Origin of the sequence: Exiguobacterium sp. PHA03, from assembly GCF_041945985.1 — a bacterium.
Lineage (GTDB): Bacteria > Bacillota > Bacilli > Exiguobacteriales > Exiguobacteriaceae > Exiguobacterium_A.
Genome location: NZ_JAUTYQ010000001.1, coordinates 1,151,810 through 1,169,965 on the forward strand (window position 1 = coordinate 1,151,810; position 18,156 = coordinate 1,169,965).

The window sequence follows — 18,156 nt, forward strand, 5'->3', positions numbered from 1 at the left end:
TTGCACAAATCTTCACATACGAAAAAGACTCTATCGCCTGTTATAAGCAATAGAGTTCTTTGATTAAGGGAGTTGATTTCGAACGAGACGTAATTGTTCGGAAAGGGAGTGGAATCGATGTTGATCGCGTGCATCAAGTGCTTCATCGATCAATCGGACCAACCGTTCTTCTTCTTGTCGATTGACCGTGACAGCGATGAAATGAGTCGCTTCATCTGCTAAGCGCGGTTCAACAGCGACTTCCGGACGAAATGGATTTTCTTCCAGTAAAGACAAGTATTCATCGTCCATCATCATGCCTTGGAAGTTTAGCTCGATGTAGATATCTTCCGATGTCAAACGAATGTCATGATACGCTTTTTCTGGATCTAGCGTCGTGACGTCCCCTTTTTTAAAAAGAAACGGTTCCGCATCGAATCCGTATGTCGTCATGATGATGGCTTTCGGAGCGAAAGTCGCATTTTGAACGAAGTGTACCTGCTCGAGTTTTGCCTCGTTACGCAACCAGTAATCGATGATCCATTTTGCTTCCCGTCGCTTTAACGTGTAATAGGTCAAGATGCGGCGTAAGAATCGCTGCTTTCTCTCTATCATCTCAATCCTACTCCCTTCTCCCGTGAAGTCATCCATCCATTCGTTCAACATAGTCGACGAGTTCGTTATCCTCTGGTGTCAACTGTGCAGCGCGTCGTAAGAGACGTTGTCCCTCTTCACGCCGTCCTTCCTCGACGAGTGCAAAACCATACTCTTTCAAGAAAAGCGCGTCTTCCGTGAATGCGCCTTCGACTATCGCATAGTTCTCCATCGCTTGCGTGTATTCCTCTAACGCATATAAAGCGCGCGCCCGGTACCATGTCAGAATCGGAGCCGTGACATGTTCTTCAATGGCTGAGATTGTCTCAATCATTGCTTCATGATCCTCGTCTTCTGCCAGTAACGAAAGCAAACGTTCCGCTGCGACGATTGATTCCGGGTTTAAAGCGAGTGCTTCACGTAACGCTTGAACACTTCCTGCGCGATCGCCGAGTTTGAGAAGGAATAAGGCTTCCATCGTCCGTAACTCGTCATTATAATCATCGCGCTCCATCCCTTGCTTGATGACGTTCAGTGCTTCTTTCGTCAGCCCAAGTTCGGCTTGGCTTTCTGCGTACGGTACATACGCTGATGTATAATCCGGATCCTGCGCAATCAATTGTTGGAATGTCTCGACTGCTTTTTGGTGTTGACCGACACGGTGAGCCGTCATCGCAAGACCAAACAGCGTATGCAAGTCGGAACGTTCTGCGACAGCACGTTCATACAGTGGAATCGCATCCTCAAATTGTCCTGTCATCGCGAGTGATTCCGCGTACAGGGCATCGAGCGGCAATTCAGCACGTAACTCTGGACGCTCTGCGATTTCAGCGAATAGTGGTACCGCTTGATCAAACGCACCGAGCGTCATGTAGAGCTCGGCTAATCCGTATGCCAGTAATGGTTCTTCAGGAGCGAGATTACGTGCTTCCTTCAGCTTCGCTAATGCCACTTCGTCAAGACCTTGTGACTGATAGAGGTCAGCGAGTAATACGAGAGAACGGGGACCATATTCCATGTCCGTTGTGTCGACCTGCTCAAGGACAGAAATCGCTTCCTCTTCCCGGTCCAAATCGATATAACATTCTGCCAGTAACAAGGCGACTCCGGCGTTACCTGCATATTCGACGTAAAGCGGTGCCAATAGATTAACTGCTCGGTCTGATAATCCAAGTTCGATATAGAGATCGGCAACCGCGAGGCGATCCTCATCCGTCCCTGTCTTTTCGAGTTGTTCTAGTGTCGCTAAGGCTTCCGAGGTATGACCGTGTTCTAGTTCTTCGATGATGCCATTCAATACTTGTTCATTCAAGGCAAACGCCCCACTTTCTGTCATCCGCCTATTTCTTACTCAGATCGGTCGGATTGAAGTTTCTTTAAATCATCATAGAACGTTGGGTAGCTGACTTCAACTACTTCGCGTCCATGCACTATAATTTCCGGGTTGATTGTCGCCGCGATCGTCAACATCATTGCGAGTCGGTGATCACCTGCACTGTCGACTTCCGCTGCTTGCAAAGGTGTCGGTCCTTCGATAATCATACCGTCATCTGTCGCCTCGATATTCGCCCCGAGACGCCGTAACGCCGTCACTACCGTCTCGATCCGGTCCGTCTCCTTGACACGGAGCTCTTCCGCATCGCGAATGATCGTTCGTCCCTCTGCTTGCGTCGCAAGCAATGCAAGTAACGGGATCTCATCGATCAAGGAAGGGATTTGTTCACCTTCGACCGTGGTCGCTTGCAACGATGTCGTCTCGACGGTCACATCTGCCGTCTCCTCTCCACCATCTTCTGAGCGATGATCGATTTCGACACTTGCCCCCATCTGGCGCAACGTCTGTAAAAAACCGACCCGTGTCGGATTCATCAAGACGTGCGTCGTCGTGATCCGACTATCCTGCCCGATCGCTGCTGCCGTCCACCAAAACGCTGCTGACGATGGATCCCCCGGGATGTCGAGTGACGTCGCTTGTAAATGTACAGGACCTTGAACACGAATATGTCGACCATCTTCGTAGTCATCGATCGATACGTCAACGCCAAACTGTGGCAGCATCCGTTCCGTATGGTCCCGTGATAGAATCGGCTCGATGACCGTCGTCTCGCCCGTCGCATGTAAACCTGCGAGTAAGACGGCACTTTTCACTTGCGCGCTTGCGACCGGTAACGTATACGTCGTTCCGACAAGTGGCGTTCCCGTAATGTGAAGCGGCGCCGTCTCACCTGTTATGTTCGCTCCGAACAAGGCAAGTGGTTCCGTGATCCGTTTCATCGGACGTCTGCGCAAGGAAGCATCTCCATCGAGTACATACGTTGCTTGACCGCCTGCTAGAATCCCACTTAAAAGACGGATCGTCGTTCCCGAGTTTCCGCAATCGATCTTTGCTTCTTGAAACGTTTCCGTACCGGTGATGCGAATTTCTCCTGCTGTTCGCTCGACGTGTGCCCCAAGCGCTCGCATCGCTTCTAATGAAGCGAGACAGTCCGCTCCTTCGAGTGCATTTCTGACATGTGTCGTTCCTTTAGCGATCCCACCGAACAGAAAAGCACGGTGTGTCATTGATTTATCGCCCGGTACTTGTACTGTTCCTCTTAATCCCATTCTAAACACCTCATTGTTTGATTGAACGCTTGTTGCAATCGTTCTTCACTGATTGCCTCTAAGTCAAAACGTCCTTCTTTCTCAAGGACGAATCGGATCGTAGTTTGGTGATTCTTTTTGTCGCGACGCATCAGTTCCAGATATGTCTCGAACGATTGTCGGTCCGGCAATCCGGTTCCGAGACGGTGGAGCAACCGTCCGAGTTGTTCCGCCTGTTCCTCATTTCCTTCCAAAAACTTGACGAAGACGAGTCCGATCCCTACTGCCTCGCCATGCGACAGACCCAGGCTCGCATATTCAACGGCATGCCCGAATGTATGCCCATAATTCAAGAAGGCACGCATCCCTTGTTCCGTCTCATCTTGTTCGACGATATCCCGTTTAACGTTAATCCCTCGTGCGAGCCAGTCTTCAAGATCAAGCCCTTTTATAGTATCCAACGAGGCATCGAGTAACGTATCTGCAAACGATGGTCGTGCGAGGAATCCATGTTTGACCAATTCAAAGAAGCCGCTCCGCCATTCCCGATCTGGTAATGTCTGAAGAAGCGTTAAATCATACACGACACCGCTCGGTTGATAAAATGCCCCGACCAAGTTTTTTCCAAGCGATAAATTCAAACCGACCTTTCCACCTACACTCGAATCATGTGCTAAGAGTGTCGTCGGAATTTGAATGAACGGGATGCCGCGCAAAAAAGTCGCTGCAACGAATCCCGCTAAATCACCTATCATGCCACCACCAAACGCAAGGATGATACTATGTCGTGTCATTCCATGACGTATTCCCTCTTCCAATAAAGAACCGTAGACCGCAAGTGATTTACTCTGCTCCCCAGTTGGCACAGTGCTGACATGAATGCTTGTTGATTGAGATATAGACCCTAATGCCTCTTGCAACGTGTGCAAGTGCAAGTCTCGAACCGTCTCATCCGTAATGATCCAGATGCGATCCGCCTCGTTCAGCGCCGAAAGATGCGATAAACGTGCTAATGCCCCATTTCCGACAAATACTGGATATGACGTTTTCAACCGGATATCAAGCTCGATCAAAACGTTCGAACCTCCTCTGTATAAGCGGCAACGGCAGCTTGAAGACGATCAATCGTTGATGTTCCGAACATTTCAAGGATAGCGACCGCAATCTCAAACGCAACGACGGCTTCTAAAACAACAGATGCGGCAGGAACGGCACAGGCATCACTTCGCTCGATTTGTGCCGTGAAGGCTTCCTTCGTCTCAATATCGACTGATTGCAGGGGGCGATAGAGCGTCGGAATCGGCTTCATCGCGACCTGGACGCGAATCGGCATCCCTGTCGACATCCCTCCTTCGATTCCACCTAGATGATTCGTCCGTCGATGATATCCGGATGCATCATGGACGATCTCATCTTGGACGGTACTTCCTTTGCGACGACCGAGCTCGTACCCGTCACCAAAACCGACTGATTTCATCGCATTGACGCTGATGACAGCCTGCGCGATTCGGCTGTCGAGCTTTAGATCGTTTTGGGTAAAGGATCCAATGCCTGGCATCATGCCCGTCACGACGACTTCGATCTCACCGCCGAGTGTATCGCCTTCTTTTTTGGCAGCATCAATTTCCTCCATCATTCGTTGTCCTGCAAGTTCGTCGGCACAGCGAACAGGTGAAGCATCAATGGTTTCCTGATATTCTACAGGATCTTTCCAAGGGGCATCAATCCCACCGATCGATCGTACATGCGAGAATACTTCAATTCCGAGTTCATTCAGTAATTGTTTAGCGAAGGCACCGACGGCAACACGTGCTGCTGTCTCACGCGCTGAAGAACGTTCCAGCACATCGCGTAAATCGCGATGACCGTACTTCAATCCTCCGACGAGATCCGCATGTCCGGGACGTGGACGCGTTAATGTCCGTGGGCGTTCCAACTCTTCTTCGAGCGGTTCCGCCTGCATGACTTGTGTCCAGTGCGTATGATCCTTATTCTCGATGAACAAACTGATCGGTGATCCCGTCGTGTATCCGTGGCGAATCCCACCACGTGCATCAATCTGATCTTGTTCGATTTGCATCCGTCGACCTCGTCCATATCCCCCTTGACGACGCGTCATTTCACGCTGAATGGCTTCGAAATCAATCGTGAGTCCTGCCGGCATCCCGTCAATGATGACAGTCAATCCTTTTCCGTGCGATTCTCCTGCTGTCATGTAACGCATTCGCTTCATCCCTTCCTGTTCAACCGATTTTTTCGTAAAAGAAGCTTTGTTTCATCTTTAATCCAAATCGTTCTGGTTGGAAAATTTGTTCCGTTCCTCCAACGAACAGAATACCGCCTGGTTTTAATGCCTCGACGAACGAACGATAGACATGTGCTTTCGCTTCTTCCGTAAAATAAATCAGTACATTACGGCAGATGATTAAATCAAAACCGGTATCGTACCGGTCGCCTAACAAATTATGTTTACTGAAACGAACAAGTCGTTTGATTTCTGGAACAACTTCGAATGTCTGCTCCTGCTCGATGAAATATTGCTTTTTCCGCGCTTCTACGACCTCATTCAATGCGGAAGCTCCGTATCGACCAAGCTTCGCTTTTTCAAGGACAAGCTCATCCAAATCCGTTGCTTGAATCGTAAAAGCCGACGAATCGAGTCGTTCACTTAAGATCATCGCTAGGGAATACGGTTCCTCTCCCGTCGAACAGGCAGCACTCCACGTTCGAATTCGTCCATGTGCACGTGATTCCAAGACCGGTAAGATGTCTTGCTCCAATTGTTGCCAACGTATCGGATTACGGAAGAATTCACTGACATTAATCGTCATCCGATCTAGAAATTCTTCGTATAACGAGGTACTTTTTTCCATTGCCTGCATATAGGACGCAAACGTACTGTACCCTTTTTTGTCACGTAACGCCGTCAACCGTCGTTTCATCTGTGCTTCTTTATACTGACCGAGATCAATCCCTGATTTGGTCTTGAATCGTTGTATGAAAAGTTCATAATCTTCCAATTGGCACACCTCGCTCACTCTCGATATCAAATGGTCATTTCTTTGACCGGTTCAACTTATTTTCTATAGTAGCATAAAGCTATAGGCATTCCAAAAAGCAATTAACCAATCCGGTCAGTCCGTTTTACAAGAATACGACAAAAGGGATTCGATCGAATCGAATCCCTCCCCGCTTGTCCTACTATTCATGTATTAGACATTAACTGGCTGTCCTTGAAACCAAAGACCAAGCTCACGCTCCGCACTTTCGATACTGTCTGAACCATGAATGACGTTCTCACTCATCGTGTTCGCAAAATCACCACGGATCGTTCCAGGTGCTGCTTCAAGTGGTTTTGTTTTTCCTATCATCAAACGAGAAACGGCAACAACGTCTGCCCCTTCAACACGCAAAGCGACGACAGGACCTGACGTCAGGAAAGTGACCAACTCTCCAAAGAATGGTTTCTCCGCATGTTCCTCGTAGTGTGCTTTTGCGAGTTCTTCTGTGACGTTCATCATTTTCATTTCACGAATGATGAATCCTTTGCGTTCGATCCGTCCGATGATTTCCCCAATCAACCCACGTTCTACGCCATCCGGTTTGACCATTAAAAATGTCTGTTCCATCTCTAGTTCCCCCTATGAAATGCTTTTAGAAAAGCGCTTACATAGTCAGTTTACTGGCTTTTTAGAAGAACAGCAAGAAATTTTTGACAATCTTTATCCTTTTCGTTTACCAACGTAGCGCGCCACTTCTTCGAGCGATCGTTTAGCGGAAGATTTAGGTAAGGGTTCGAGCCGGTTGATGGCACGACGAATGTAAAGATCGACCGTTCGTTGTGTTCGTTCGAGGGCACCTGAAGTTTGAAGAAATGCTAGCAATGGTGCAACTTCTTCATGGGTAGGCATCGTCTCGATTTTCGAAAGACTTTCGTAAAAGGCAGCATCTTCCGCTCCATAAAAGACGGGTAACGTCTTATGTCCATGACGTAGATCCTCTGCCACTGGCTTACCAAGTTGCGTTCGATTCGCTGTGAAGTCAAGCAAATCATCAGCAATCTGAAAAGCGAGTCCGATATCTCGTCCAAACAGTCGTAACGCTTTCGTATCGGCCGCTGAACAATTCGCAACGATTGCACCTAGATGGCAACTTGCTTCAATGAGAATGGCTGTTTTTCGTTCAATTCGTTTGATATAACGTTTAATCGACTGTTCCCAATCATATTGATCATAGATCTGTTCAATCTCACCCTCGCAAATTTCACGCATCGTATGGACCATGACTTGGACCAGCTCTGGTTTTCCGACTTCTCCAATCAACCGAATCGCTTCCCCAAACAAATAATTGCCTGAATAAAGCGCCACTTCTTCATCGAAGTATTGCATAACGGTCGGTTTTCCTCGTCGTAGTTCAGCGTCATCAATGACATCATCGTGTACAAGCGATGCCATATGGACGAGCTCAAGACTTGCTGCTACACGGATCAGTTCATCTCGATCTGCCTCACCGAATTTAGAGGCTAACAATACGAACGCTGGTCGAATCCGTTTTCCACCAGCTTTCAACAGTTGTTTTCCTGCTGCATCAATCGTTGGTTCCTCCGAAGCGATATGACTGATCAGAAAACGATCGACTAAATTAACTTCCTTCGTGACATCACGGTAGATGGAATGCAGTGACATCTCACCACTTCTTCCCAAGGTGCATCGCAGCAGCCCCACCCGCGAATGCTTTGACTTCCACTTGCATGAAGCCTGCCTGTTCGAAGAGTTGTTTCAGTTCGACACGGTCGAGGAACACTTCCGTTGATTCTTGTAACCAGTTGTATTGATCATACGATTTAGCAAGCAAACGACCTACTTGTGGCATGATTTTTCCAAAGTATAGCGAATATGCTTCTCGGAAAATCGGTGCCGTCGGTTGACTCGTTTCCAGACAGACGACCGTTCCACCTGGTTTTAAGACGCGATGCATCTCTTTAATGACCTGAAGGTAATCAGGAACGTTCCGTAAACCGAAACCAATTGTCACGAAATCAAATGAGTTGTCACCAAACGGTAAATCCATCGCATTTCCGTGAATCAATTCGATGTTTTTCATATCAAGCGCTTCTACTTTCTCCACGCCGACTTTTAACATGTTCTCTGAAAAATCAAGTCCCTTGATGACACCAGTCGGACCGGCTGCTTTTGCCAGTTGAATCGTCCAGTCTGCCGTTCCACAACAAAGATCAAGACATTTAGCACCTGGGAAGACTTGCATCCGGCGCATCGTTTCGCGTCTCCACAATTTATGCAGTCGGAAGCTGATGACTGAATTCATTTGATCATAGTTCGTTGATATCGATTGGAACACTTCATACACTTTTTTTTCTTTATCTTTTGTCTGCACACTGCTCACCCTTTCCAAGATCTCATGCTACCGCCATCTGTTCGAGATGCGATAACAGTAATTTCTGTGCGACCAGATCTAGCTGCTCTGCCTGTTGTTGAATGATCTGCCGTCCTTGTCGTGTCAGCCATTCTCGTTTGGTGATTGCCGCGAGTCCTTGCATTAATCCGAACTCTGCTGTTAACCATAAGAGAACCCGTTCTTCCGTTGATTCATAGTTCATTTCGTGTAAGGCACACTTCGCTTCATTGACACGTTGAATGGTCCGTCCGAGTGAGACAAGAATCTCTTTCGGCAAACCCGCTAATTGTTCGAAGAAGTAGCTCGAGAAAAGATCTCCAGCTAATACAAGAAGCTGTCTTTCCTTCGAACCGCGTAATGTTTTACTGACGCGTTCATGCAGACGTAAAGCGACTTGTGCGAAATGAATCGCTTTGACGAGTGCTTCTGAATCTAGCTTGTCATGTTGAGCGACATCAATCAACCAACGGATCTGTTCACGATCGATGGAAGGGAAATCCACATGTCGAGCCAATCGTGTCGTTTGTTTAGTGGTGAGTGCAGTGATGATTTCATCCACGCGCAGCTCATGTTGTTCCATGCTTTTACCCCCCGATCTCCAGTGCCATCTCGTTGATGGACGTTCTTCTTTTTTAATATACCATAATCGGCGGGCTTTCACGCTTCTGAATGTCCACAAAAAAGCCGCCCGAGAAAATCTCGGGCGACTATGTAGCCGGATTACTTCACAGCATCTTTCAATGCTTTACCTGGTTTGAAGGCAGGTACTTTGCTTGCTGGAATCTCGATATCTTCTTTCGTACGTGGGTTGCGACCTTTACGGGCTGCACGCTCACGGACTTCGAAGTTACCAAATCCAATCAATTGGACTTTCTCTCCAGACTGAAGTGTCTCAGTGATCGATTCGAATGTTGATTCAACAACTTTCGTCACGTCTTTTTTTGTAAGACCTGATTTTTCGACGACTGCTTGAATGAGTTCAGTTTTGTTCATTACTTTCACCCCCTCCCAATCACTTCTTCGAGGGTAATCATACCCTATAAACGTTGCTATTACAACATTTTCGTGTAAATAACGTTCAATTTTCAGATTCTTCGCTCGATTTCTCTGAAAACACAGGTTCGCCTTTTTCGTTTATCGTGTAGCTTTGAGAATAGGCAGGAACAAAAGGTTGATCTTCATAAAGCAAATACCGAATATCCTGACCGACTTTCGGCTTTTTCTTCGCAGTTTGTACAGCTTTCTTCAACTCTGGCAAATAGTTGATGAAAAGACGACCTTGACCATCGACATAGATCGATAGCTTTTCATCTGAGTACGGACTTGGGACAGTCGGTTCTTTTTTGATGAATAACTTTTTATAGTCAAGGGTAAACTGATTTTTTCCGATGGAGCCTTTAAATGGGTACTTATCATTCTTCTTGCGATACGCATCAATTCGGACTTGAAGCTTCTGTAGTTCTTCCGCGACAAGCAAATCCATCAATTTGACAGTCGGCTTCGTCTCAACGTCGACCAACAAATAGATGAATGTTCCCCCGCCTTCGAAACTGTTCGTTGGTGGATCACTCATATAACGAGGTATCAGACGGCCCAGTTCGATTTGATAACGTTCCATGAGTGGCGTATCTGCCTCCATCGTTTTGATCGGCAAAACACCTGTGTCTTTCTGGTATGCATCGACGGCATCCTGAACGGTACGTAATTGTTGCGGATACGGCACGCGGTTCGACGGTTTCTGGCTGTCCGGAAAGAGACAACCTGATAATAACGTCACCGGAATGAGCATGAGTAGTACGAACCACTTTTTCATGCGCTCGGTCCCGCCATGACGATAAATACCATGATGATCGACGCAACGATGAAACAAACGAATGCCAAGGTTGACACGAGAATCTGCCAAATCCCTTTCAACTTCGTCCGACTGACCGTGACCAGCAAGACACTGATCGCAAAGAGTCCGATGCCAGCGAACGAAATCCACATTTTTAATAATCCTGGACTCAAGGTTTCCACCCCACTCCGTTAATCTTTCGTCGTGAAGAGATGCTCGATCTCATTTTTTTGTGGTCGTTGCATCAACTTTTTGACTTCTTCTTCCGGTGTATGACCGTCAAAGAGAACATGGTATAAAGCAGAAGTAATTGGGAGTTCACATTGTTTCGACTCTGCTAGGTCATATGCAGCTTGTGTCGCACGAACACCTTCTACGACCATTCCCATGTTTTCAAGCACTGTCTCTAGTTTTTCTCCTCGACCGATGGCATTTCCCGCACGCCAATTTCGGCTATGGACAGAAGTACAAGTGACGATTAAGTCACCCATTCCTGTCAAGCCGGTGAACGTCATTGGGTTTGCCCCAAGCATCGTTCCAAGACGAGCCATCTCGACCATTCCACGCGTAATCAAGGCTGCCTTGGCATTGTCCCCGTAACCGAGACCATCTGTCATACCCGCAGCAAGTGCAATGATATTCTTCAGTGCTCCACCGAGTTCTGCCCCGATGATGTCCGCATTGAGGTAGACACGGAAGTTTTCATTCGTAAACAATTCCTGCACACGACCAGCCTCTTCTAAATCATCCGATGCAACGGTCACCGTCGTCGGTTTACGTAACGCAACCTCTTCAGCATGTGAAGGACCTGTCAAGACACAAACCGCTTTACGTTTCGCCGGGTCGACCTCTGCTTCGATCAACTCAGACAATCGAAGATGTGTCTTCGGTTCGATTCCTTTTGATGCATGAATCAGGACGACTGGTTCTGTCAATAGTTCATTTAGTTGACGAGAAACCGCACGAATCGCAGATGACGGTGTCACGATCAAAATATGTGTTGCGCCTTCGACCGCCACTTTGAGATCCGTCGTCGCCTTCAATGATTGTGGCAACACGACGCCCGGCAAGAATTGCGCATTTTCATGATGCTCATTGATACGGTCGACATTTGTTTGTTCACGACCGTAAAGAATGACTTCCTGATCATTATCGGCTAAGACGAGCGAGAGCGCTGTTCCCCAGCTTCCTGCTCCGATGACAGCGATTTTGGTCATACTGAATCACCTCATTATTGTTTTTGACGAGCTAAAATCCGGATTGGTGTACCTGTGAAATCAAATGCCTCCCGAATCCGGTTCTCGAGATATCGTTTATAAGAGAAGTGAAGCAATTCTGGATCATTGACGAACAAGACGAACGTTGGCGGACGCGACGCGACCTGAGTCGCATAGTTAATCCGTAAACGAACTCCTTTATCTGTCGGCGCAGGGTTCATAGCGACAGCATCGACGATGACATCGTTCAAGACACTTGTCTGAATCCGTTGCGCATGACTGTGCGCTGCTTGCTGAATGACTGGTAATAACGTTTGTAAACGACGTTTTGTTTTTGCTGAGACGAAGACGATTGGTGCATAGTCAAGGAAACGGAATTCTTCCCGAATCTCTTCTTGCATCTTTTTCATCGTCTTATCATCTTTTTCAACAGCATCCCATTTATTGACGACAATGATGACCGCGCGACCTGCTTCATGGGCATATCCTGCTACTTTTTTATCTTGTTCGATGATACCTTCTTCACCATCAAGAACAACACAGACGACATCTGCTCGTTCGATTGCTTTTTGAGCACGCATGACACTAAAGCGTTCTGTCGATTCATAGACTTTCCCGCGTTTTCGCATCCCTGCCGTATCGATGATGACGTATTCTTGTTCATCCCGCGTAAATGGTGTATCGATTGCATCACGTGTTGTACCAGCGATATTCGAGACGATGACACGCTCTTCACCAAGAATCGAGTTCGTCATACTTGATTTCCCGACGTTTGGACGACCAATCAAGGCAAACTTAATCGTACTTTCGTCATATTCCAACTCTTCTTTATCTGGTGCTAATTCAAGGACACGGTCGAGTAAATCACCAAGTCCAAGACCATGTGTACCAGAAATCGGGAATAAGTCTCCGAATCCAAGAGAGTAGAATTCATACATTAAATCACGCATCTCAAAATTATCCACTTTATTGACAGCTACGACGACTGGTTTGTTCGAACGGAACAACATGTTCGCGACTTCCTCATCCGCTGCTGTGATTCCTTCGCGTCCGTTCACCATGAAAATGATAACGTCCGCTTCATCAATGGCGAGCTCCGCCTGATGACGCATCATTTGAAGTAGGGGCTCATCCCCAACTTCGATTCCACCTGTATCAATCAAATGAAAATGACGATTCAGCCATTCTCCAGTTCCGTAAATACGGTCGCGGGTAACGCCTGGCTTGTCTTCTACGATTGAAACCCGATCTCCAATCACCCGGTTAAAAATCGTCGACTTTCCGATATTTGGGCGACCTACGATCGCCACGACTGGAATTGCCATCCCAACACCTTCTTTCTCTTCTCTCGCTTCATAGCCGTTCTATTGTATCAAATCAAACTCTCATATACCATAACAAACCGCATATAAAAAGCGGACACGCTTGTGTCCGCTTTGTGTCATCCTTTATTCTTTCGTCTCTGAATCGTCTTCTGTCAAGTCAGCGACAGAAAATCCTTCTGATTGATTCGAGTAATCCGAATAGTCCTCAGAAGACCCTTCTTCCTCTTCGAGAACACGTGTCGAGAGCGAGATCTTGTGCTCATCAAGACGCACTTCGAGTACCTTCGCTTCAATTTCTTGTCCTTCTTCAAGTACTTCTGAAGGCGATCCGATATGACGGTTCGCGATTTGTGAAATATGCAAAAGCCCTTCTACCTGCGGTGCAAGCTCAATGAAGGCACCGAACTGGACAAGACGACGTACACGTCCTTTGACAATATCCCCAGCTTCGATTTTCCCTTCCATCTGTTGCCATGGACCCGGTTGTGTTTCCTTGATCGACAACTTAACCTTTTCTGTATCACGGTCGACGCCAAGTACTTTGACTTCGACTTTCTGACCTTCCGTGACGATGTCCGAAGGACGTTCGACACGATGGTGTGCCATTTCCGAGATATGAACGAGACCATCGACGCCACCGATATCAACGAAAGCACCGAAATCTGTCAATCGTTGGACTGTTCCTTCTAGAACTTGCCCCACTTCTAGATTTTCGAGTGTCTCTTTTTTCTTCGCGTTCAATTCACCTTCAACGACGGCTTTGTGCGAGAGAATGACACGGTTCTTCTCTTGATCGAGTTCAACGACCTTGACGTCAATCGAACGACCGATGTAATCCGAGAAGTCCTCGACGTAATGCCGCTCGACAAGCGACGCTGGGATGAATCCACGGACACCGATATCAACGACGAGACCACCTTTAACGATGTCTTTCACGACAACTTCAAAGATCTCACCTGATTTATACTTCTCTTCAACTTGCTCCCACGCTTTAAGTGCATCAATTTCTCGTTTTGAGACGACGACCTCTTCATCCGTGATTTTCTTGACCTTCACTTGTAGTTCATCTCCGACGTTCAACACACCACGAATATCATCGAGATGAAGACTCGATACTTCGCTGATCGGTAAGATGGCTTCTGTTTTATATCCGATATCAATGAGTGCTTGCTTGTCTTCAATTTTCACGACCATTCCGGTAACTACCTGGTCCCGATGAATTTCAAAATCAGGCATATCTTTCATTTCTTCGACCATTCCAAAACAACCTCCTCACGATGAGTACAAGAAACGCCTGACACGTGTCAATGCGTTTATCCTGCTTCTAACTTCTTACAATTCTGACTATTTGTCAAGGTATTAAGCGTGATTGTAGTAGACGGATTTGATTTCGTCCATGATTCGATCAGAAATCGCTTTCGCAGCACCACGTTGATCACGTAAATCCGAAATATCGACCGGTTTTCCGATCGCGACGCGCATTCGTTTGAAAGGGCGATACGATCCAATGATGGCAATCGGTAAAATCTGAGCATTCGATCGTAAGGCGAAGAACCCTACACCGGGTTGTGCTGATGTGAATTCTCCTGGAGCAGAACGCGTTCCTTCTGGGAAAATGCCAACAGTCTCATCCGTATTTAACAGCTCGATCGTCCGTTTCAAGGCTTGACGGTCCCCTTGACCACGACCGACAGGATAGGTTCCTGCCGCAATCATCAGCTGCTTTAAGGCAGGGACTTTAAACAACTCCTCCTTCGCCATATAACGAACCGAACGTTTCGGTGGAATCGCACTGACGAGGAAGACGGGATCCCAATTTGAACTGTGGTTGGCACAGATGAGTAAGGAACCGTCTTTCGGAATATTCTCTTGCCCCGTCACCTTCAATCGGAAGACTGTTTTGGCTATGACCCAGACGACAAACCGCGCAATCCGATAAACGGTATCTTGACGTTTCATTTTAGAACACCTTCCGCTAGTTCCATCAGGCGAACAACGACTTGATCAATCGTCATCTCTGTCGTATCTAGATATAATGCGTCGTCTGCTTGGCGTAGAGGAGAGACTTCACGTTCACTGTCCCGTTTGTCCCGCAGCGCGATTTCTTCTTGAAGAACTGTGATATCGCTAGCCATCCCACGCGCGATGTTCTCCCGGTGCCTTCTAGCTGCACGCTCTTCCACAGTTGCCGTCAAGAAAACTTTTAATTCAGCATCAGGTAATACGACTGTACCGATGTCACGACCGTCCATGACGATGCCACCCTGATCTGCTAATTTTCGTTGCGCCGTGACGAGTGCTGCTCGAACTTCTTTTTGACGAGCGACGAACGATACATTATTCGTGATTTCGATGGAACGGATCGCATCCGTCACTTCGCGATCACCAATAAAGACACGTTGCCCGTTTTCGCCTGGTGTTAAACGAATATCAAGCGATTTCATCAATTCGCCAAGCACTTCTCCGTTGTTCAGATCAAGCGATTGTTCGAGTGCTGCGAGCGTAACGGCACGATACATAGCCCCTGTATCGATATATACATAGTCAAGGCGTGCCGCCAGTTGTTTTGCGATCGTACTTTTCCCAGCACCTGCTGGTCCATCTAATGCAATTTGAATCTTCTTCATCATCCATCCAATCCTTCCATCTTCCCCATATTTGATGGGGATTCATTCTTCCGAACGTTATCATAGCAAAAAAATGCGGTCAGGTGAATGGATTCATGCCCCTTCTTGAACTTTTCATTTGCATTTGATAACAGTGACGCAATACTAGCTCACGACTTCTGTCAGGAATCATTGTAAATTGGAATGCGAGTTCATACCGTTCTTCCCGTCGATCGATACGGACGAGCTCAGCAATAACATCTAAAGTACTCGAAATACCGTCACCAGTAGGTAGAATGAATGTCATCTCCACCTCTTCCTCTTTTTGAATCGGTAACTGATCCGACAAAATCATCATGCCACCAGCCGATAAGTCAAGCGTCACCGTCGTAAACGGATCAAATTGTGTTTTATGCGGATGAACGGCGACATCGAGCATTTGTGGTACTCGAACGAATTGACGTCGTTGGATGCGCTCGATTTGATCATCACTCGGTCGCTTTAAGGCGTACCGCTGACCACGAAGTGGATCATTTTGTCGTTCCACGACGACCGTATCAAACCCAAATAATTTACCTTTTTCTTTAAAGAAGTAAAAAGAAACTTCTTCGTGATCTGACAAGATGAACGTTTTTAATGTCGCGACCTCACTTGGTGCCTCGATCCAAATCAATCGATTCGTTACGGCTGTTACTTTTGACCGTCCTTGTCGATCTTCACTATTCGAAAGCATTACTAAATCCCCGATTTCCATCATCCTACTTCGCTCCTACTTTCTATTCGATGCCATCTGAATGTTGTTTTTTTCGTTTGAATCGACGATTCAAACGGTTGGCACCTCGTACTTGAAATAATCCGATCGTCCATAAAATGATCATGAAGACGATTGGCAAAACAGATATACCACCATTTTCCAATATTAACAAATTAAATAAGATATGTGCAAATACCGGAATCGTTATCGATAAGGACAACCACCGATACGGGTGAGGCGAGAATTTCGCCATTCCCATGAAGAAACCCATGATGACAGCAAACAAAGCATGACCGGATACCGGTAGTAAAGCTCGGAATAGCATGTGTTCGACCGTTCCATTCACCATCAGATATAAGATGTTCTCAAGGGTAGCAAATCCAAGCGAGCACGCTACGGCATAGATGATCCCATCATAATAATCATTAAACCGTTGATGGATATACACGGTATAAAAGACGACGAACCATTTTGCAAACTCTTCTGTGACTGCTGTTCGAATCAATTGCACCTCTTCACGCCCACCAAACTCCGTTTGAACGATGTAGTCGATGAACATCAAGGGAAAAACGAGTAAAATTCCAAAAATGAAGCTTCGAAGGATATATCCAACGGGCTCTGATTCATGTTCGTGACGTAGATAAAAATAAGTTAGGAGTGCGATGCCTGGGGCAACTCCGGAGAAAACGATTTGAATCACGCTTCCTCTCCCCCTTTCTTCCTCTCCATAAGAATAAAGGTTTCTTGGAAAAAAGAAAACGTCCTCGTTGTTTCGGGAGGGAAAAAGGTTACAATATGGAAGAACTAATTGAATATGCTATAGAAAGTAGGTGAAGGTCTTTTGTCTTTTGACACAGACCATTTAGAATGCAATCATTATTATTAATTCATACGGGTGGAACGATTGCGATGGCGCAAGATCACTCTGGTCACGTCTTACCGAATGACATCAATCCACTGGATGCTTCACTACCTCGAGCGACGGATATCGCAAACATCACAACGCGTCATTTTTCAAATTTACCTTCTCCACATATGACGCCCGACATCATGCTACGTTTGGCACACTTCATCGAAAGTGAACTTGCTAAGGAACACTACGATGGAGTCGTCATCACCCATGGGACGGATACACTTGAAGAGACCGCTTATTTCTTGCATTTGACAATTGGTGCACCTGTTCCGATTGTTTTGACTGGAGCCATGCGTTCATCCAACGAAGTCGGATCGGATGGCGAGTTTAATTTGATCACGGCACTCCGTGTCGCAGTTAGTGAAGCAGCGCGTGAAAAAGGTGTTCTCGTCGTCTTTAATGGTGAGATTCATTCGGCATTCAACGTCACGAAAACGCATACGTCATCCGTCGATACGTTTAAATCGGTTCACTTCGGAAATCTTGGCATGGTGACGAAAGATCACGTTTACCTATTCAACACGCCACTTCTGAAGCAAACACATATGGTAACCTCGCTCTCTAAACGTGTTGCTGTTTTGAAAGTATATGCCGGAATGGAACCAGATTTATTACTAGCCGTGAAACAACTCGGTTACGATGGACTCGTACTTGAAGTTCTCGGTCAAGGGAACGTCCCTCCGAGTATCGTCGATGCCATTGCCGAATTGATCGCAGTCATGCCGATCGTCATCGTTAGTCGATGCTTCAATGGAATCGTGCAAGATGTTTATGGATATACAGGTGGCGGTCAACAGTTAAAAGAGATCGGTGTCATTTTCTCAAATGGACTGAACTCACAAAAAGCACGACTTAAATTAATGATTGAACTCGAAATCAATGCGACCCAATCAGAACTCGAAGAGTCATTCAGGGTCGAATAAATGAAAAAACCTC

At 46.7% G+C, this 18,156-nt stretch carries 21 protein-coding genes; 1 reads left to right on the forward strand and 20 read right to left on the reverse strand.

Translation table 11 applies throughout. The features are described from left to right. Positions 1 to 63: 63 nt before the first annotated feature. The 20 genes from Q7C19_RS06220 to prsW form a co-directional block, all read right to left on the reverse strand. Positions 64 to 594: a ReoY family proteolytic degradation factor gene (locus Q7C19_RS06220; protein WP_035407179.1), complete on the reverse strand. Its 531-nt coding sequence runs from the start codon at positions 592 to 594 to the stop codon at positions 64 to 66. Between the two features lie 28 nt (positions 595 to 622). Next, positions 623 to 1,909, reverse strand: coding sequence for a tetratricopeptide repeat protein (locus tag Q7C19_RS06225; protein ID WP_231496842.1), 1,287 nt, complete (start codon positions 1,907 to 1,909; stop codon positions 623 to 625). An 11-nt stretch (positions 1,910 to 1,920) separates the two neighbouring features. After that, positions 1,921 to 3,177, reverse strand: coding sequence for a 3-phosphoshikimate 1-carboxyvinyltransferase (gene aroA / locus Q7C19_RS06230; protein WP_375091883.1), 1,257 nt, complete (start codon positions 3,175 to 3,177; stop codon positions 1,921 to 1,923). Then, positions 3,168 to 4,229 (reverse strand): 3-dehydroquinate synthase, encoded by a 1,062-nt coding sequence (gene aroB / locus Q7C19_RS06235; protein ID WP_056062174.1) that lies wholly within the window; start codon positions 4,227 to 4,229, stop codon positions 3,168 to 3,170. The genes aroA and aroB overlap by 10 nt, the downstream gene beginning before the upstream one ends. Next, a complete protein-coding gene (gene aroC / locus Q7C19_RS06240; protein ID WP_035407171.1) occupies positions 4,226 to 5,380 on the reverse strand; it encodes a chorismate synthase in 1,155 nt (384 codons plus the stop codon). Before aroC ends, aroB begins: the two co-directional genes overlap by 4 nt. A gap of 19 nt (positions 5,381 to 5,399) precedes the next feature. Then, positions 5,400 to 6,176, reverse strand: a complete 777-nt coding sequence (locus tag Q7C19_RS06245; RefSeq protein ID WP_375092148.1) for a CheR family methyltransferase — start codon at positions 6,174 to 6,176, stop codon at positions 5,400 to 5,402. Positions 6,177 to 6,368: 192 nt separating this feature from the next. Further along, entirely contained in the window at positions 6,369 to 6,785 is a 417-nt protein-coding gene (ndk, locus tag Q7C19_RS06250; protein ID WP_035407166.1) for a nucleoside-diphosphate kinase, read from the reverse strand. A gap of 93 nt (positions 6,786 to 6,878) precedes the next feature. After that, positions 6,879 to 7,841, reverse strand: coding sequence for a polyprenyl synthetase family protein (locus tag Q7C19_RS06255; RefSeq protein WP_035407163.1), 963 nt, complete (start codon positions 7,839 to 7,841; stop codon positions 6,879 to 6,881). Between the two features lies 1 nt (position 7,842). Beyond that, positions 7,843 to 8,550 (reverse strand): demethylmenaquinone methyltransferase, encoded by a 708-nt coding sequence (locus tag Q7C19_RS06260; protein ID WP_035407160.1) that lies wholly within the window; start codon positions 8,548 to 8,550, stop codon positions 7,843 to 7,845. A 22-nt stretch (positions 8,551 to 8,572) separates the two neighbouring features. Beyond that, positions 8,573 to 9,151, reverse strand: coding sequence for a heptaprenyl diphosphate synthase component 1 (locus Q7C19_RS06265; protein ID WP_290751244.1), 579 nt, complete (start codon positions 9,149 to 9,151; stop codon positions 8,573 to 8,575). A gap of 140 nt (positions 9,152 to 9,291) precedes the next feature. Then, positions 9,292 to 9,564, reverse strand: coding sequence for an HU family DNA-binding protein (locus tag Q7C19_RS06270; protein WP_012370671.1), 273 nt, complete (start codon positions 9,562 to 9,564; stop codon positions 9,292 to 9,294). A gap of 85 nt (positions 9,565 to 9,649) precedes the next feature. Continuing rightward, the gene (locus Q7C19_RS06275) at positions 9,650 to 10,384 is read right to left on the reverse strand and encodes a hypothetical protein (protein WP_035407154.1); all 735 of its coding nucleotides are present in this window, start codon (positions 10,382 to 10,384) and stop codon (positions 9,650 to 9,652) included. Then, the gene (locus Q7C19_RS06280) at positions 10,381 to 10,557 is read right to left on the reverse strand and encodes a DUF2768 domain-containing protein (protein WP_023468644.1); all 177 of its coding nucleotides are present in this window, start codon (positions 10,555 to 10,557) and stop codon (positions 10,381 to 10,383) included. Before Q7C19_RS06280 ends, Q7C19_RS06275 begins: the two co-directional genes overlap by 4 nt. A gap of 39 nt (positions 10,558 to 10,596) precedes the next feature. Next, positions 10,597 to 11,622: an NAD(P)H-dependent glycerol-3-phosphate dehydrogenase gene (locus tag Q7C19_RS06285; protein WP_035407152.1), complete on the reverse strand. Its 1,026-nt coding sequence runs from the start codon at positions 11,620 to 11,622 to the stop codon at positions 10,597 to 10,599. A 14-nt stretch (positions 11,623 to 11,636) separates the two neighbouring features. Further along, the gene (gene der, locus Q7C19_RS06290) at positions 11,637 to 12,947 is read right to left on the reverse strand and encodes a ribosome biogenesis GTPase Der (protein WP_029342014.1); all 1,311 of its coding nucleotides are present in this window, start codon (positions 12,945 to 12,947) and stop codon (positions 11,637 to 11,639) included. Between the two features lie 123 nt (positions 12,948 to 13,070). Continuing rightward, positions 13,071 to 14,204, reverse strand: coding sequence for a 30S ribosomal protein S1 (rpsA, locus tag Q7C19_RS06295; protein WP_056062180.1), 1,134 nt, complete (start codon positions 14,202 to 14,204; stop codon positions 13,071 to 13,073). A 102-nt stretch (positions 14,205 to 14,306) separates the two neighbouring features. Beyond that, a complete protein-coding gene (locus tag Q7C19_RS06300) occupies positions 14,307 to 14,906 on the reverse strand; it encodes a lysophospholipid acyltransferase family protein (RefSeq protein ID WP_290751258.1) in 600 nt (199 codons plus the stop codon). Beyond that, a complete protein-coding gene (cmk, locus tag Q7C19_RS06305; protein WP_290751261.1) occupies positions 14,903 to 15,577 on the reverse strand; it encodes a (d)CMP kinase in 675 nt (224 codons plus the stop codon). Before cmk ends, Q7C19_RS06300 begins: the two co-directional genes overlap by 4 nt. A 76-nt stretch (positions 15,578 to 15,653) precedes the next feature. Further along, on the reverse strand, positions 15,654 to 16,310 hold the full coding sequence (locus Q7C19_RS06310; protein WP_035407143.1) for a flagellar brake protein: 657 nt from the start codon (positions 16,308 to 16,310) through the stop codon (positions 15,654 to 15,656). Between the two features lie 19 nt (positions 16,311 to 16,329). Continuing rightward, positions 16,330 to 17,007: a glutamic-type intramembrane protease PrsW gene (gene prsW, locus Q7C19_RS06315; RefSeq protein ID WP_056062183.1), complete on the reverse strand. Its 678-nt coding sequence runs from the start codon at positions 17,005 to 17,007 to the stop codon at positions 16,330 to 16,332. A gap of 167 nt (positions 17,008 to 17,174) precedes the next feature. On the opposite strand from prsW, the gene Q7C19_RS06320 reads away from it, so the two are divergent. Next, positions 17,175 to 18,143 carry an asparaginase gene (locus tag Q7C19_RS06320; protein WP_375091884.1) on the forward strand — a complete coding sequence of 323 codons (969 nt, stop codon included), beginning with the start codon at positions 17,175 to 17,177 and terminating at the stop codon, positions 18,141 to 18,143. The last annotated feature ends 13 nt before the right edge of the window (positions 18,144 to 18,156 follow it).

Coding starts and splice junctions, on each gene's coding strand:
- Q7C19_RS06265 (WP_290751244.1), bottom strand. CDS start 9,151: ATGGAACAACATGAGCTGCGCGTGGATGAAATCATCACTGCACTCACC.
- cmk (WP_290751261.1), bottom strand. CDS start 15,577: ATGATGAAGAAGATTCAAATTGCATTAGATGGACCAGCAGGTGCTGGG.
- Q7C19_RS06280 (WP_023468644.1), bottom strand. CDS start 10,557: ATGTGGATTTCGTTCGCTGGCATCGGACTCTTTGCGATCAGTGTCTTG.
- Q7C19_RS06300 (WP_290751258.1), bottom strand. CDS start 14,906: ATGAAACGTCAAGATACCGTTTATCGGATTGCGCGGTTTGTCGTCTGG.
- aroA (WP_375091883.1), bottom strand. CDS start 3,177: ATGGGATTAAGAGGAACAGTACAAGTACCGGGCGATAAATCAATGACA.
- Q7C19_RS06310 (WP_035407143.1), bottom strand. CDS start 16,310: ATGATGGAAATCGGGGATTTAGTAATGCTTTCGAATAGTGAAGATCGA.
- Q7C19_RS06225 (WP_231496842.1), bottom strand. CDS start 1,909: ATGACAGAAAGTGGGGCGTTTGCCTTGAATGAACAAGTATTGAATGGC.
- Q7C19_RS06275 (WP_035407154.1), bottom strand. CDS start 10,384: ATGAAAAAGTGGTTCGTACTACTCATGCTCATTCCGGTGACGTTATTA.
- Q7C19_RS06320 (WP_375091884.1), top strand. CDS start 17,175: ATGCAATCATTATTATTAATTCATACGGGTGGAACGATTGCGATGGCG.
- rpsA (WP_056062180.1), bottom strand. CDS start 14,204: ATGGTCGAAGAAATGAAAGATATGCCTGATTTTGAAATTCATCGGGAC.
- ndk (WP_035407166.1), bottom strand. CDS start 6,785: ATGGAACAGACATTTTTAATGGTCAAACCGGATGGCGTAGAACGTGGG.
- Q7C19_RS06220 (WP_035407179.1), bottom strand. CDS start 594: ATGATAGAGAGAAAGCAGCGATTCTTACGCCGCATCTTGACCTATTAC.
- der (WP_029342014.1), bottom strand. CDS start 12,947: ATGGCAATTCCAGTCGTGGCGATCGTAGGTCGCCCAAATATCGGAAAG.
- Q7C19_RS06270 (WP_012370671.1), bottom strand. CDS start 9,564: ATGAACAAAACTGAACTCATTCAAGCAGTCGTCGAAAAATCAGGTCTT.
- Q7C19_RS06255 (WP_035407163.1), bottom strand. CDS start 7,841: ATGTCACTGCATTCCATCTACCGTGATGTCACGAAGGAAGTTAATTTA.
- aroC (WP_035407171.1), bottom strand. CDS start 5,380: ATGCGTTACATGACAGCAGGAGAATCGCACGGAAAAGGATTGACTGTC.
- Q7C19_RS06285 (WP_035407152.1), bottom strand. CDS start 11,622: ATGACCAAAATCGCTGTCATCGGAGCAGGAAGCTGGGGAACAGCGCTC.